Source organism: Sphingomonas sp. SORGH_AS_0879 (assembly GCF_030819175.1).
Taxonomy (GTDB): domain Bacteria; phylum Pseudomonadota; class Alphaproteobacteria; order Sphingomonadales; family Sphingomonadaceae; genus Sphingomonas.
Map to the genome: position 1 here is coordinate 4,197,900 of NZ_JAUTBJ010000002.1, position 15,078 is coordinate 4,212,977.

12 protein-coding genes, 1 pseudogene and 1 riboswitch are annotated in these 15,078 nt (G+C 67.3%); of the genes and pseudogenes, 5 read left to right on the forward strand and 8 right to left on the reverse strand.

Translation table 11 applies throughout. The features are described 5' to 3' along the window. Positions 1–120 precede the first annotated feature (120 nt). Positions 121–2,724: an aminopeptidase N gene (gene pepN / locus QE379_RS19465; RefSeq protein WP_307003311.1), complete on the forward strand. Its 2,604-nt coding sequence runs from the start codon at positions 121–123 to the stop codon at positions 2,722–2,724. A gap of 126 nt (positions 2,725–2,850) precedes the next feature. Here pepN and QE379_RS19470 read toward each other — a convergent pair whose 3' ends face one another. The 5 genes from QE379_RS19470 to QE379_RS19490 all read right to left on the reverse strand — a co-directional run bounded on the left by QE379_RS19470 (position 2,851) and on the right by QE379_RS19490 (position 8,579). Next, the gene (locus QE379_RS19470) at positions 2,851–3,777 is read right to left on the reverse strand and encodes an alpha/beta hydrolase (protein ID WP_307002992.1); all 927 of its coding nucleotides are present in this window, start codon (positions 3,775–3,777) and stop codon (positions 2,851–2,853) included. 130 nt (positions 3,778–3,907) lie between these two features. Continuing rightward, positions 3,908–4,267, reverse strand: coding sequence for a tRNA-binding protein (locus QE379_RS19475; RefSeq protein WP_307002993.1), 360 nt, complete (start codon positions 4,265–4,267; stop codon positions 3,908–3,910). Then, positions 4,254–4,925: a glutathione S-transferase family protein gene (locus tag QE379_RS19480; RefSeq protein ID WP_307002995.1), complete on the reverse strand. Its 672-nt coding sequence runs from the start codon at positions 4,923–4,925 to the stop codon at positions 4,254–4,256. The genes QE379_RS19475 and QE379_RS19480 overlap by 14 nt, the downstream gene beginning before the upstream one ends. 53 nt (positions 4,926–4,978) lie before the next feature. Next, on the reverse strand, positions 4,979–6,379 hold the full coding sequence (locus QE379_RS19485) for a PepSY domain-containing protein (RefSeq protein WP_307002997.1): 1,401 nt from the start codon (positions 6,377–6,379) through the stop codon (positions 4,979–4,981). Positions 6,380–6,401: 22 nt separating this feature from the next. Then, complete coding sequence (locus tag QE379_RS19490) at positions 6,402–8,579, reverse strand: TonB-dependent siderophore receptor (protein ID WP_307002998.1); 2,178 nt, start codon at positions 8,577–8,579, stop codon at positions 6,402–6,404. Between the two features lie 180 nt (positions 8,580–8,759). After that, positions 8,760–8,980, reverse strand: a riboswitch (cobalamin riboswitch). Between the two features lie 86 nt (positions 8,981–9,066). Between QE379_RS19490 and QE379_RS19495 the strand changes: the two genes are divergently transcribed. After that, entirely contained in the window at positions 9,067–9,375 is a 309-nt protein-coding gene (locus QE379_RS19495) for a hypothetical protein (protein WP_307003000.1), read from the forward strand. A 118-nt stretch (positions 9,376–9,493) separates the two neighbouring features. Next, positions 9,494–11,731, forward strand: a complete 2,238-nt coding sequence (locus tag QE379_RS19500) for a TonB-dependent siderophore receptor (protein ID WP_307003001.1) — start codon at positions 9,494–9,496, stop codon at positions 11,729–11,731. A gap of 15 nt (positions 11,732–11,746) precedes the next feature. On the opposite strand, the gene QE379_RS19505 is transcribed toward QE379_RS19500, so the two are convergent. Genes QE379_RS19505 through QE379_RS19515 form a run of 3 tightly spaced genes read right to left on the reverse strand, consistent with a single transcriptional unit; the run spans position 11,747 to position 14,102 of the window. Continuing rightward, positions 11,747–12,862, reverse strand: a complete 1,116-nt coding sequence (locus QE379_RS19505) for an acyltransferase (protein ID WP_307003003.1) — start codon at positions 12,860–12,862, stop codon at positions 11,747–11,749. Next, entirely contained in the window at positions 12,859–13,407 is a 549-nt protein-coding gene (locus QE379_RS19510; RefSeq protein WP_307003005.1) for a sugar O-acetyltransferase, read from the reverse strand. Before QE379_RS19510 ends, QE379_RS19505 begins: the two co-directional genes overlap by 4 nt. A gap of 5 nt (positions 13,408–13,412) precedes the next feature. Further along, complete coding sequence (locus tag QE379_RS19515) at positions 13,413–14,102, reverse strand: DUF1349 domain-containing protein (protein ID WP_307003007.1); 690 nt, start codon at positions 14,100–14,102, stop codon at positions 13,413–13,415. Between the two features lie 99 nt (positions 14,103–14,201). Here QE379_RS19515 and QE379_RS19520 point away from each other — a divergent pair, with 99 nt between their 5' ends. Further along, positions 14,202–14,753, forward strand: coding sequence for a TetR/AcrR family transcriptional regulator (locus tag QE379_RS19520; protein ID WP_307003009.1), 552 nt, complete (start codon positions 14,202–14,204; stop codon positions 14,751–14,753). A gap of 92 nt (positions 14,754–14,845) precedes the next feature. After that, a pseudogene (locus QE379_RS19525) lies at positions 14,846–15,078 on the forward strand (TonB-dependent siderophore receptor); the annotation flags it as partial.

Consider the following 15,078-nt stretch of genomic DNA (forward strand, 5'->3'; position numbering starts at 1 on the left):
AGATGACAGGACACAGGCGTATCACGCCCCCTGCCCCGATCAACCCGCCGATCGCCCCATGTCCCGGTTTTTCCTGCCTCACCGGTGGCCCGACGGGTCCGTCACGGCTATATTCCCGAAATGGACAATCAGCGCAGCGCCGCCCAGCCCAGCATGACCCCCGCCGCGATCCGGCGGGAGGATTATACGCCCCCCGCCTGGGCGGTGCCGCAGGTGGCGCTCGACTTCGCGCTGGACCCCGCCGAGACGCGGGTGCGCGCCGCGCTGACCGTCACGCGCAGCGGCGCGCATGACGAACCGCTGCGGCTGGACGGCGCGGGCCAGACGCCGCTGTCGGTCACGATCGACGGGGTCGCCGTCAACGACTGGCGGATCGAGGGAGAGCAACTCGTCGTGCCGCTGTCGGGCGATGCGCATGTCGTCGAGACCGAGGTGACGATCCCACCCGATCGCAACACCCAGTTGATGGGGCTTTATGCCTCGGGCGGCAATCTGTGCACCCAGTGCGAGGCGGAGGGGTTTCGCCGCATCACCTTCTTCCCCGACCGGCCCGATGTGCTGAGCGTCTATCGCGTGCGGATGACGGCGGACCGGGGCCGCTATCCGGTGCTGCTCGCCAATGGCGATCCGGTGGCGAAGGGTGAGAATGACGACGGCACCCACTGGGCGGAGTGGCACGACCCCTTCCCCAAGCCCAGCTATCTGTTCGCGCTGGTGGCGGGGGATCTGGCGGTCAACGCATCGACCTTCACCACGATGAGCGGGCGCGAGGTGACGCTGGGCATCTGGGTGCGCGCCGCCGACCTGGCGAAAACCGATCATGCGCTCCACGCGCTGAAGCTCGCCATGGCGTGGGACGAGCGGGTCTATGGCCGCGAGTACGACCTCGACGTGTTCAACATCGTCGCGGTCGACGATTTCAACTTCGGCGCGATGGAGAATAAGGGGCTGAACATCTTCAACAGCCGCTATATCCTCGCCGATCCCGACACCGCGACCGATTATGATTACGACGCGATCGCCGCCGTCGTCGCGCATGAATATTTCCACAACTGGTCGGGCAACCGGATCACCTGCCGCGACTGGTTCCAACTGTCGCTGAAGGAAGGCTTCACCGTCTATCGCGACCAGTGTTTCTCCGCCGATCAGGGATCGGCCGCGGTCAAGCGAATCGAGGATGTGCGCGGCCTGCGCGCCAGCCAGTTCCCGGAGGATTCAGGGCCGCTCGCCCATCCGGTGCGCCCCGAAAGCTATATCGAGATCAGCAATTTCTACACGGCCACCATCTACAACAAGGGGGCCGAGCTGATCCGCATGATGGCGACGATGCTGGGCCCAGTGAGGTTCCGCGCCGCGACCGACCTGTATTTCAGCCGCTTCGACGGGACGGCTGCGACCTGTGAGGATTTCGTCGCCTGCATGGAGGAGGCGGGGGACATCGACCTGTCGCAATTCCGCCTCTGGTACTCACAGGCCGGAACCCCGCGCATTTCCGCGGGGCTGTCCCACGAGCCCGGCGGCGGTCGCGCGGAACTGCGCCTGGCCCAGCATGTCCCCGCCACGCCGGGGCAGAGCCTGAAGCAGCCGATGGTCCTGCCCCTGAAGGTGCGGCTGTTCGGGGCGGAGACGGGTCGGCCGCTGACCGACGAGCGGCTGATCCTGCTCGACCAGGTGGCGGAAACCATCACCTTCGAGGCCGTCACCGAGCGCCCCGTCCTGTCGATCAATCGCGGCTTTTCCGCCCCCGTGGTGATCGAAAGCGACCGGAGCGCGGCGGACCTGGCGTTCCTGTCGGCGCATGACGACGATCCCTTCGCCCGGTATGAGGCGATGCAGCAGTTGATGCTCGACACGCTGGTCGCGGGCACGATCGATGGCGAGGTGCAGGCCGATGCGGTGATCGACGCGGTCGCGCGCACGCTGGAGGCCGAGGGACTGGAACCCGCCTTCCTGGCCGAGGCGGTGCTGCTGCCGTCCGAGAATTTCGTCGGCGACCAGATGGTGACGGTCGATCCCGATGCGATCCACAGCGCGCGCGAGGCACTGCGCGGCCGGCTGGGCCATGCGCTGGAACCGGTGTGGCGGCGGCTCTATGCCGAGATGGCGCAAGGGACCTATGTCTATTCGCCCGAGGCCAAGGGGCGACGGCGTCTGCGCAACGTCGCGCTCGGCTATATCGCGGCCAACGGCGCGCCCGACGCCGCCGCGCTCGCCTTCGCGCAGTTCGAGGCGGCGGACAACATGACCGACCGGCAGGCCGCGCTGACCACGCTGGTCAGTTCGGATGCGCCCGAGCGGGAGATCGCGCTCGCCCGGTTCCACGACCGCTATGCCGACAATCCGCTGGTCCTCGACAAATGGTTCCAGACCCAGGCGCTGTCGTCGCGGGGGGACACGGGCGCGGTGGTGGAGCGGCTGGCCCAGCATCCCGACTTCACCCTCGCCAATCCCAACCGCGCACGCGCGCTGATCGGGGCGTTCGGGATGAACCAGCGCGCGCTGAACGCCGCCGACGGATCGGGTTACCGGTTCCTGGCGGACCAGTTGATCGCGCTCGACCGGCTCAACCCGCAAACGGCGGCCAAGCTGTTGCCGCCGCTGGGCCGTTGGCGGCGGTTCGACACCAAGCGGTCGCGGCTGATGTGCGCGGAGCTGATCCGCATCGTCGGGACGCCGGGGCTGTCCAAGGATCTGTTCGAGCAGGCGTCGAAGAGCCTCGAGTGATCCTCCCCGGCACGGGGAGGGGGACCGCCGCGAAGCGGTGGTGGAGGGGGGCTTCGACAAGTCGAGTCCCGCGTGGCACTCCCCCCTCCACCAGCTTCGCTGGCCCCCACCCCTTCCAGGGGAGGATTATTTCGCCTTCAGGAACCCCTCCATCACGATCCAGCGGTAAAAGGCGTCGAACCACCCGGTGCTGGTCGTCTTCTTCGGATACATGCCGAAGCCGTGCCCGCCCTGGCCATAGAGATGGAACTCGACCGGCTTCTTGGCCGCCATCCACTGGTCGATCAGGCCGAAGCCCTTGCCCGCGAACAGCGGATCGTCGGCGGCGATCGCCGCGAACATGGGCGGCGCGTCGGCGGCCACCGTCATCGGCTGGAGCGGGCCATAGATGTCGCCGATAAAGGCGGGCCTGGCCTGTCCGTCGAGCACCGTCGCCACGGTCAGCATCGCGCCCGCCGAAAAGCCGACCATGCCGATCCGGTTCGGATCGACCTTCCACTCCCCCGCCCGCTGACGGACCAGCGCGAAGGCAGCGCGCGAGTCGGCGATCTGCGGCGCCAGGCCCTTCAGCGCGTCTTGCGGGCTGGGCCGTGCGGCGGGGCGCGCCACGCTGGAGAACATCTCCGCCATCGACTTCTCGAACGCGCCCATATCGGCGGGCGTCTGGTTCAGCCGATATTTGAGGACGAAGGCGGCGATACCGCGATCGGCCAGCGCCTTGGCCACGTCCCAGCCCTCATTCTGCATCGACAGGGTGCGGAACCCGCCGCCCGGCGCCACGATCACCGCCGCGCCGGTCGCCTTGGCCGGATCGGGCAGGAAGGGGGTCAGCGTCGCCTCGGTCACGTTGCGGGCGAAGACGCTGTTATACTGGCTGTGCCAGCTTTCCTTGGTCTTCGCGCCCGGCAAGGGTCCGGTGTTGAGCGCAATGGCGTTCGGCTGTGCGGGTATGGCGATCGGTGCCATCTGGTCGCTCTGCGCCATGGCGGGTGGCGCGACTGATAGCGCAAGCATGGCGGCCATGGCATGGCCGACCCAGCGATTGGACTTCATATCCCCTCCTGTCCTCCGTGGGTTATGTCCCTACGGTCGAGCGGGAATGGTACGCGTCGAGGCGCGCGGCGCAAGGGAAATGTTAAGGCTAACAGTAGGGCAGTGCCAAGTGGTCACCGGTAGGACGCCCTCAGAACAACCGCCCCCCATTGGGCACGGCCAGGTCGGGCGCGATCAACACCACCTGCCCATCCGCATCGGGGAAGCCCAAAGTCAAAACCTCGGACATCATCGGCCCGATCTGACGCGCTGGGAAGTTGACCACCGCCGCCACCTGCCGCCCGACCAGCGTCTCCGGCGTATAATGCCGGGTGATCTGCGCCGAGGAGCGCTTGACGCCGATCACCTCGCCGAAATCGATGGTCAGCTTGATCGCGGGTTTGCGCGCTTCGGGAAAGGGTTCGGCGGCGATGACGGTGCCGACGCGGATGTCGACCGCCAGGAAATCCTCGATCCCGATCCGATCGGCGGGCGCGTCAGAAGTCGACATTGTCGTAATGCGAAGGCGGGGTGACCATCTCCATCCGCTCGGACAGGAGCGGGCGGAAGGAAGGGCGGCTTTTCAGCCCGCGATACCAGCGCGCGGTCTGCTCATGCCCCTTCCAGTCGATGCCGCCCAGATAATCGGCGACCGAGATCTGCGCCGCCGCCGCCAGATCGGCGAGACTCATCGTCGCGCCCCCCAGCCAGTTGCGATGGTCGAGCAGATAATCGGTATAGTCGAGATGCCCGACCGCCGCCTTCATCGCCTCGCGCAGGCCCTTGGCATCCGGGCTGCCGGTACGCGCGACCCGCTTGACCATGCGCTCGTGGAGCAGCGGCCCGGTCACGTCCTGATAGAAATGCGTGTCGAACCACGTCACCAGCCGCCGTATCTCCGCGCGGCCGATGGCGGTGCCGTTGATCATCGCCGACTTTTCGACCGTCTCCTCGAAGAATTCCGAAATCGCCATCGAATCGACCAGCAGCACGCCGCGTTCCTCATCGACCATCACCGGGGTCTGCCCGGCGGGGTTCATGTCCAGGAATTCGTCGCGGCGTTGCCAGGGCGATTCGCGGACCAATTCGTAACCGACGCCCTTCTCGCCCAGCAATAGCCGGACCTTGCGCGAAAAGGGACAGAGCGGGAATTGGTAGAGTTGCCACATGCCCCCCATCTAAGCGGGCGCCCACCCCCACGCCAAGCCCGACACGCATGTTTTCACCCGCCCATGCGCGCGGGACGCCGCAATCGCCGCCAGCCGACCACCACGCCGCTGACCGACAGGATCATTCCGGCGATCGACCAGACCCACATCCACACATCCCAGGCGGGCCGCCGCGCGGTCAGCCACGGCCAGTCCCAGCAGTGCAGCAACGTATAGACCCAACGATAGGCGCGCCGGACGCGGTCCTGTCGCTGGATCACCGCGCCGCTCATCGGATCGACGTACAGCCATGTCGCCGCCGGATCGTCGAACCGCATCCGCACGACCGGCAGGCGCGCGGTGGAGGTCCAGTAGAAGTCGGGCCGGTCGAGCCGCTCGCTCGTTACCAGCCGCCCGCCGGGCACCAGCATCGCCGCGCGGGCGGGGACGACCGGCCGCGCGGCGACCAGGCCAGCCTGCTCCAGCCATCGCGGATGCGGCGATGCGCGGTCGATCGCGATTCGCCGCAATCCCGCATCGCCGCTCCATTCGACGGTGCGGGTGCCCCGTGCCAGGCGCGCCAGCCGGTCCAGCGCGACGGGTTCGCCCGCCTGCCCCGCATAGGCCCGCATCGCCTCGGGCGGCGCGGCGCTCCCCGCAAAGGCATGTCCCGGATCAACCGACAGCCAACCGCTGACGATCCAGGTGGTCAGCATCACACCGCCCAGCAGCCCGCTGACATGGTGCCAGAGCATCCAGCCGCGATAGGGGCTCACCCGCCCGCCGCGATAGCGCCGCCGCCCCGCCCGGAGGCGCAGGATGCCGATCCACATGCCGGTCAACGCCACTGCGATGCACGGCCCCGACACCCACATCACCACCTGCCGCCACAGCCCGCCGTCACGGCGCAGCACCGTGGGGTAGATCCAGTGCGGCACCGAGCCGAGCCAGTTCCAGAAACGCTGATCCCACGTCGTCCGCTGCACCACCTGCCCGGTCAGGCTGGAGACATAAAGCTCGGTCCCGGCGGCATCGGCCAGTGCGACCTTCCACAGGGGGCGGTGCCGGTCGAAACCGCCCGCCACCGTCCACTGGTCATGCCCGATCGGCGCGACCCCGCGCACCGCCGCCCGGCCGAAGCGCGCGGCCACCCGGCGGGCATAGGCGGCATCGACGGCAGTGGGCGCGGAACCCGCCTCCGCCGACTGGATGCGCGTCTCCCCCTCCGCCCCCTCGATCCGCCAGACGGGGGTGTCGTCGCGCATCTCCAGCATGATCCGCCGGGCACCACCCTCGCCTCGCGGCGCGATATCGACCCGGCTCCAGTCGATCGGCGTCGCCCCCGCCCAGCCTTGCGCGGGCGACAGCGCGGGATAGGGCACGTAGAGCATCACCAGCCCGCTCGCGAACCACATCGCGAAGAACAGGCAGGCGACGATCCCCGCCCAGCGATGCACGAGGAAGGCCAGCCGCACGGCCGACCTTCCCCACGCACGGTCAGAACGCCGCACGGATGCCCATGTCCAGCGCGCGCGGCCGCCCCAATAGCCATTGCTGGTCGCCATAGGCGGTGACCGCATAGGCCTTGTCGAACAGGTTATAGACCCGCAGGTCGAGCGCGAGGCGCGGGCTCAGCGTATAGGACAGGGTGCCGTCCACCGTCGCATAGCCGGGTATGCGAAAGACATTGCCATTGTCCGAGAAGCGCGGCCCCACATAACGCAGCCCGGCCCGCGCCTGCACCTTGGCCGATGCATCCCAGCGCAGCCAGAGATTGCCCAGCGTCTCGGGCACGTTCGGCGGGGTGCGGCCGGTATAGTCGACGCCGCTCGACCGGAAATCGTCGAACCGCGCATCCAGGACCGTGCCGTTGGCGTCGATCCCGAATCCTCGTGGCAGATCGACCGACACCGCCGCCTCGATTCCCTGGGCCGATCGCTGCCCCACCTGCTCGACGGGGCTCGACAGGGTACGCTGCGCCAGCAGCCCGGTCTTCACGATCCGATAGGCCGCCAGCGTCGCGCTGCCCCGGCCACCCAGGAATAGCCATTTGGCCCCCGCCTCGACCTGATGGCCGCGCGCGTTGCTGAATGCCACCTGCCCGGTCGACACCGTGGTCAACGTGCCCAGCGGATCGACGCCGGTGGCATATTGGGCATAGAGCGACAGGGTCGGCACCGGTTGATAGACGACGCCCGCCCGCCAGGTCGCATTGCGGAAGGTCTTTTCGAAGACGAAGCTGTCGGTCCGCGTCCCGCCCGGATAGGCGATGGCCCAGCGACGGACCTGATTCTCCTCATAGCGGAAGCCGCCGATCACCGACCATTTCGCCCCCAGCGTCACCCGGTCCTCGGCAAAGACCGCCAGCGCGGTCGTGCGGGTGCGGTATCGGGGCGCGATCCCCTGCGTATCGAGGAAGCGGCCGGGATCGAAGACGAAGGGATCGACCGCATCGACTTGCGCGTCCGACCCGAAGTCGTTCTCATGGGTGAAGCGGACCAGATTGGCCTCCCCGCCCACCACCAGCGCGTTGGCGATACCGGGAGCGAGGCCGGTCCGCCACGTCACGCTCGCCTGATCGCCCCATTGGGTCTGGTCGTGACGGATGCCGTAATTGCTGCTGCGCCGGATCGTGCCGGGCGTTCCCGTCGAACCGCCCGCGCAACTGCCGCTCGCCGCGACCCAGCAATAGGTCTCCAGATTGCGCCAGAAGCGATCGCTGGTCAGATAATAGGCGATGTTGGACAGGCTGATCACCGCACTCGGCGTCCAATCGATCTGGACCGAGGCGCGGTCGTCGCGGAACCGCATCCGCCCATCACCGACATTATAGTTGCGGTCGCGTACCCGAAGGTCGAGCCGCCCGTCGATCAGCGGCGTCCCGAAATAACCGATCGGCCGCTGGTCGCCATGATCGCCCCGCACCGTGACCGCGAACATCGGCGAGGGCGTCCATTTCAGCGTCCCCGACAAGGCGACGCTGTCCGAATGCCCGCGATCGACATAGCCGTCCGAACGGCGATAGCTGGCATCGACGCGGTAGCCCAGCGTCTCCCCCAACGGTCCACCGATCCCGGCGGCGGCGCGGACATTGTCCTGTGCGCCATAGCCGATCTCGGCCTGGCCATGGGTCTGCGCGGTCGGCTTACGCATCACGACATTGACCGCACCACCCAGCGCGCCCTGTCCATAAAGGACCGAGGCGGGACCGCTCAGCACGTCGATCCGCTCGACCATCCAGGGGTCGGTCGGGAAGGTGATCGTCCCCGCCGCCGGGAACAGCCGCACCCCGTCGATCAGTTGCAGCACCGATCCCTGCCCCGAAAATCCCCGCGCCGACAAGGCGGTGCCGCCATTGCCGGGATTGGCGACGCTGGCGATGCCCGGCGCGCGCGTGGTCGCCTCGACGATCGACAGGTCGCCCCGCGCACGGATCGTGTCACCGTCGACCGAAGCGATGCTGGCCGGCGTCTCCAGCGGCGTCAGGCCCAGCCGACTGCCCGTCGCATTGGGCGTATCCAGCGCCTGTTTATCGCGTGTGCCGACGACCAGCACGGTGGCATCCGCCCCCTGCCCCTCTACCTTTTGCGCCCAGGCGGGTCCCGTCCCCAGGACAAGCGCCGCGCCACCCCACAGGCCCAGATGGACCGCTCCGAATCTGTAATGATATAACATACAATTGCCCATAGCGTCTCGTCGCAAACAAGCCGAGGCTTTTCCGTTCGTCTCCGAACGGCCGGATGCCATGCGTACTGGACGCTCTTCCGCACTCGCCATGGCAAACCATTGCGCCTCCGCCATCGTTGGCGTCGCTCGTCGGAAAAGACCTTAGCCTCGGCCATCCCCTGGACCGGGCATGAGCGACCTGACGCCGGCAGGTCTCCTGGCTCACGGGTCATCGCGGCATACGCGCCTTCCCAGGTCACCCCAGTGGCTGGACCGGCCATCGCCGCCCCGTGCGTATCCGCTCACCGCTTACAGTTGCAGGGACAGCCCCGGATTCGGGCGGTCGCCCGCCCTCACCGCGTTCCCTTTTAATCCCCCTTGTCGGGAGAACCGGCGCGATCATTGCCGGATTATTCCGGCGTCGCATCGGTAGGGGCCTGGCGGCAGCGGCGTCAAGGGTGATGAGCATGGCGCCGAACCGCGCTATGGCGGCGTGATGGCACGCAAGACCCGCTATCTGACCGCGACCATGGCCGATGGCTATGTGAAGACGATCGGCCCGACCGCCGCGCCCTTCACGCATTATTGGCGGATCGTCGCCGATCTGGGCGGTGGTCGTACCGAAGTCTTCTGGGGCCATGCCAAGTCGCGCAAGGACGCCAAGGCGAACGATGCCGCCATGGCCGAGGCGATGCGCCAGCGGGGCTGGCTCGGCTATGCGTTCGAGGTCGTCGAGCTGGTCGAGTCCGGCGAACCGCCCGAAGACATGGCCCCCTCCGGCGGAAAGACGCGCCGCCGCCGCTGACCCGCCGACCCCAAGATGATGATTTTGTCATGATGGGGGTTTACGCCCGCGCACCTCATGACTATTGCGACTGCATATCAATAGAAGATTGGGGAACAACATGCTGGCTGGTTCGGCATTGAAGACGCTTGCGCTCGCTCTGTCGGGGGTGGCGGCACCGGCGCTGGCCGAGGGGGCCCGGCCCATCGTCGCGGACCGTGCCACGCCGTCGACCGACAATGGCGCGGGGGACCAGACCGGCAACGACATCGTCGTGCTTGGCAAAAGCTATGGCCGCGAGGTCGGCAAGACCGTGACCCCGCTCAAGGACATTCCCAACACCGTCACGGTGATCGAGCGCGACCAGATCGAGGCGCAGAATCTGTTCACGCTGGAAGATGCGCTGACCGCGACCAACGGCATCACCGTCAACGGCGTGGGCAGCGAGGACCCGTCCTATTTCTCGCGCGGTTTCGCGATCAACAATTACCTGATCGACGGCGTCCCGACCTTCGCCCTCGCCTTCCCCGCCGTGGTGCCCGACCTGTTCTTCTATGACCGGGTCGAGGTGCTGCGCGGTCCCGCAGGGCTGTTCAGCGGCGCGGGCAATCCGGCGGGCAGCATCAACCTGGTCCGCAAGCGTCCGCTCGACACCGCGCGGGTGCAGGCGGTGGCGGGGCTGGGCAGCTTCGACAATGTCCGGCTGGAGCTGGACGCGTCGCTCCCCGCCAGCGAGCGGCTGGGGTTCCGCTTCGGGGTCATGGGCCAGGATCAGGACCAGTTCTTCGACACCGCGCACCGCAACCGCGTCGCCGCCTATGCCACGGGCGCGCTCAAGATCGGCGAGCGCACCACCCTGACGGTCGGGGGCAATTACGACCGCTTCCGCCCCGCGATACAGTCGGGCCTGCCCGGCTATGCGGGCGGCAGCGACGGTAGCGACGGGCGACTGCTGTCGGTCGATCGCTCCACCTATCTGGGTGCGGACTGGAACCGGTTCGAATCCAGGACGTGGAGCGGGTTCGCCGAACTGGCGCACCGGGTCAGCGACCGCTGGACGCTGCGCGCGACCGGGCTCTATACCGATGTCGATCGCATCGACATCTACAGCTATATCGGCAGCCAGCCGGTGACCGCCGCCAATCAGGGCGTCACCAACCAGATCGCCTATCGCGGCGACAGCAAGCAACAGACCCGCGCCTTCGACTTCAATGCGATCGGCAGTTTTCCGCTTTTCGGCCGCGACCAGACGCTGATCCTGGGTTGGGATTATCAGGCCAGCTCGGGCACCTCCTATTATACCCGCCTGTCGAACTTTGCGACGATCAACGTCTTCGATCCCGTCTCGCCGCCCGAACCGGCGCTGAACCCCTATGGCCCCTCGGCGCCCTATCGCGTGCCGGGCACCAACCGCTTCGTCACCCAGGTCTATGGCGGCAGCGCGACCGACGTGGAGCAATATGGCATTTACGGCCAGATGCGGCTCAGCCCGGTCGCGGGCCTGACCCTGACCGGCGGCGGGCGCGTGACGTGGTGGGACACGACGATCCGTACCCTGCTGGTCGCCTCGGGCACGATCCCGGCCCCGACCCGCTATGGCTTCAACGGCCGCTTCACCCCCTATGCGGGCGCGGTGTGGGACGTGACCGGCGACTGGAACGTCTATGCCAGCTATGCCGACAGCTTCAGTCCGGTCAGCTCGGGCGGCCGCCAGCGCCCCGACGGACGCCCGATCGAGCCGCTGGTCGGCGACCAATATGAGGCAGGGACCAAACTGGCCCTGATGGACAAGCGCCTGTTGCTGTCCGCCGCGGCCTATCAGATCACGCAGCGCAACCGCACGATCAACGACCCCGACAACCTGCTCATCGTCTATCAGCTCGGCAAGGTCCGCGCACGCGGCATCGAGGCGGAGGCATCGGGCGAGATCCTGCCGGGCTGGCGGATCAATGGCGGCTACAGCCTGACCCGCACCAAATATCTCTCCGACATCAATCCGGTGGTCGAGGGGCTGACCCTGACCCCGATCATCCCCGAGCATATGGTCAAGCTGTTCACCAACTACAAGCCGCAGGGCGGCGTGCTCCAGGGGGCCAGCCTGGGCGGCGGGATGACCTGGTTCAGCGAGACCTATGGCGGCGCGGCGGCGACCCGCAACGCGCAAGGGGCGTTCGTGCCCTCCACCATCGTCCGGCAGGGGGCCTATGCCGTGGTCGATCTGCGCGCGGGCTATGAGGTGAACCAGCGGCTGGGCCTGTCGGTCAACGTCAACAATGTGTTCGACAAGACCTATTATGCCCGCATCAACTCCACCGCGCGCGGCAATTATTATGGCAGCCCGCGCACGGTGTTCGCGACCTTGCGCTACACCTATTGAGCATCGGGGGCGGCGTTACGCGACGCCGCCCCTCCGCGCCAGAAACCGGCGGATCGGCTTGTCCCAGACGCGAAGCGCGATCATGGCGAAGGCGATGGTGAACAGATAGAGCGACACCGCGACCATCGCCGTCATGCCGCTGCTCGCACGCTCGCTCGCCACCCAGTTCATATAGACATACACGAACGGATAATGGATGATGTACAGCGGATAGGAGAGCCGCCCCGCCGCCCGGCACAGCGCTTGCGTCACCCGGCCCCCGTCCGAATGCCGTCCCAGGATCAGGATCGCGGGAAACAGGAACAGCACGCAGGCCGCCTGATAGACGCCGTTCCACTTCACCCCGCCCTCCTCCGGCAGCACCGGCGCGGCGAAGACCGCCAACAGGATCAGGCTCAACCATCCAAAGCCCAGCCGCACGCGCGGCAACCGCTCGCCCAGTCGATAAAGCAACAGCCCCGCCAGGAACGGATAGGCCAGCCGGACCGGCGCGCCCCAGAAATTGGCGAGCCCCCAGCCCGTATCATAGGAGCCGAGCATCAGTGCCGTCGCGGCGGACACCAGCGCGGCGATCGCGGTCAACCCGACCAGCCAGGGGAGCGTCAACCGCCGCAATACCAAGGCATAGGCCAGATTGGCGATATATTCCTGAAACAGCGTCCAGGCGGGCGCATTGAGCGGATGGCTGTCCCCCAGCCGGTTGGGCAACGGCCCCGACGGCAGCGCCAGCAGCCCCGCGACAAAGGCCAGCGCCACCAGCATCCCCGATGCCTGTTGCCGATCCCCGGCAAAGGGATCGAGCAGATAGCTGACCAGCCCCAGCACCACACCCAGCACGACCAGCGGGTGCAGCCGTACCAACCGCCGCACGAGGAAGTCCCGCACGCTCATCCGCCCCCACCGGTCGTCATAGGCATAGCCGACGACGAAGCCCGACAGCGCGAAGAAGAAATCCACCGCCAGATAGGCATGCGGCAACAACAGCCGGTCCGGCGCGAACAGGACGGTGATGCCCTGGATATGAAAGGCGACGACCAGCAGGGCGGCAGTGCCACGCAGGCCGTCCAGCACCTGAAAATGCGGTCTGGTTCCGCCGCGCCCCGCCGACGCCACCGTCATCGGGTCGCTCATCCGCGGGCGGGCCTTGCGGGATTGCCCATCACGGTCGCGCCCGCCGCCACGTCGCGGGTCACGACGCTGCCCGCCCCGATGATCGCATCGTCGCCGATGGACACGCCAGGCAGGATCAGCGCCCCTCCCCCGATCCACACATTCGCGCCGATGCGGATCGGACGGCCGAACTCCCACCCCTCGGCGCGCAAGGCCGGATCGCGGGGATGGTCGGCGGTCAGGATCTGAACGCCGGGGCCGATCTGGGTCCCCGCGCCGATCTCCACCCGCACCACGTCGAGGATGACGCAGCCGAAGTTGAGGAAGACCCGCTCGCCCAGATGGATGTTATAACCATAATCGCAGTGGAAGGGCGATCGCACCACCGCCCCCGCTCCGGCCTGGCCAAGTCCTTCGACCAGCATCGCATGACGATCCTCCGCGCCCGCCCCGGCCGCGCCGTTATACCGCGCCATCCAGGCCGCGGCCCGCGCCGCGTCCGCGCTCAGCTCGGGATCGTCGGCGCGATAGAGTTCGCCCGCCAGCATCCGTTCTTTCTGGGTCATCGCCATCAACTCAAATCATGCAGGTCTTTGCCCAGCGGCGCGGTGATCCGCAGGTCGGAGAACCGCACCTCCAGCCCCTCGCGCTCGGGCGTGCACGCCATCGGCCCGACCTGATAGGCGCTCGCCACCGGAAACGGGGCCAGCCGGACCAGGGGCCAGCTCTTCCCATCCGCCGACACCTGCAACCGCAACACGCCCCCGGCGACGGTCGCGCGCATCCAGAAATCGGCGGCATCGCCCGCATAAGGCCCCGTCGCCCAATCCGAACGGCCATCGGTCAGCACGCTGCTGAGCATCGCCCGGCCATCGGACAATTCGATCCCCGCCTTGACCCAGCGCCGCGCGTCGAGCCGGACCATGATGCCCGCCTGATCGTACAGCTTTTCATAACGCCCCCGGATGCGCAGTTGCGCGGTAAAGGCGTCGCCGGTCGGGAAGCCCAGAAAATGACCGCTGTCGCGGGTGAAGCCATAATGGGTTTCGCGCCAGAAATCGGTGCCCCGGTCGGTCACCAGCGTCATCTCACCATTCGGCCCGGCCCGCCATGATCGGGGCGCGTTCAGCCACCGCCCGTCCCGACGTCCCATGATATCGGTCGCCGTCTGCGTTCCTTGCGCGGCGGCCGCGATCGACGGCACGCCCAGGGCGACCGCGCTCCCTAAAATCGCTCGCCGCGACAGATGCGCTTCCTGCATGGTCCTCTCCCTCTTTTGGGTTAGGGCGGGCGGAAAGCCCCTGCCCCTGTCGGGCGATATGTGTACAAATGTACACATCTTATGCAACGGAGTTTTCGCATGTCGGAAGGACGATCGCGGCCAAACGATCCCGACCGGCGACGGCGTATCGTCACCGCGACGCTGGATGTCATCGCCGAACATGGCGTATCGGGCACCACCCATCGCCGGATCGCGGCGGCGGCGGCGGTGCCGCTGGGTTCGGTCACCTATTATTTCGCGTCGCTCGAAGAACTGCTGACGACCGCCTTCACCCAATTGGCCGAGGAAAGCTCCGACGCCTTCCGGGCCCGCCTGGCCGACGCGCAGGACCGCGCCGGGGCTCGCGCGGCGATCATCGACATCATCGCCGGATCGGTCTGGGCCGAGCCCCGCACCCTGTTGCTCAGCTACGAACTCTACGCCTTCGCGGCCCGGCACCCGTCCGTGTCCAGCGTGATGCAGGGATGGATGAACAACAGCCGGGCCGCGCTGGAACGCTTCTTCGATCCGCTGACGACCCGCGCGCTCGATGCCCTGGTCGAGGGGATCGGAATCCACAACTCGATCGATCCCGACCCGCTGGATCGCGATGCCATCACCGAGATCGTGAACCGCATCACAGGCGATTGAGGACCGGCGGAGCGGCACATAACCGCATTCTGCATTGCGATTTGTTATCAATATCACTAATCGGCCCTCAAAGATTCCAAGGGGACCGCATCATGAAGCCCATCATCCTGGCCGGTACGGCGCTGGCCGCTCTGGTCGCATCGCCCACTTGGGCAGCCGCGCCCGACGATTTGGACCGCCGCACGCCCGCCGAGGTGGAAGCCGACGAACAGCGCGAGATTCTGGTCGAGGGGCGACGGGATCAGGCATTCGTGGGCACCAAGACCGAAACGCCGCTGATCGAAGTGCCGCAACCGCTCACCGTCATCCCGGACGACGTCTATCT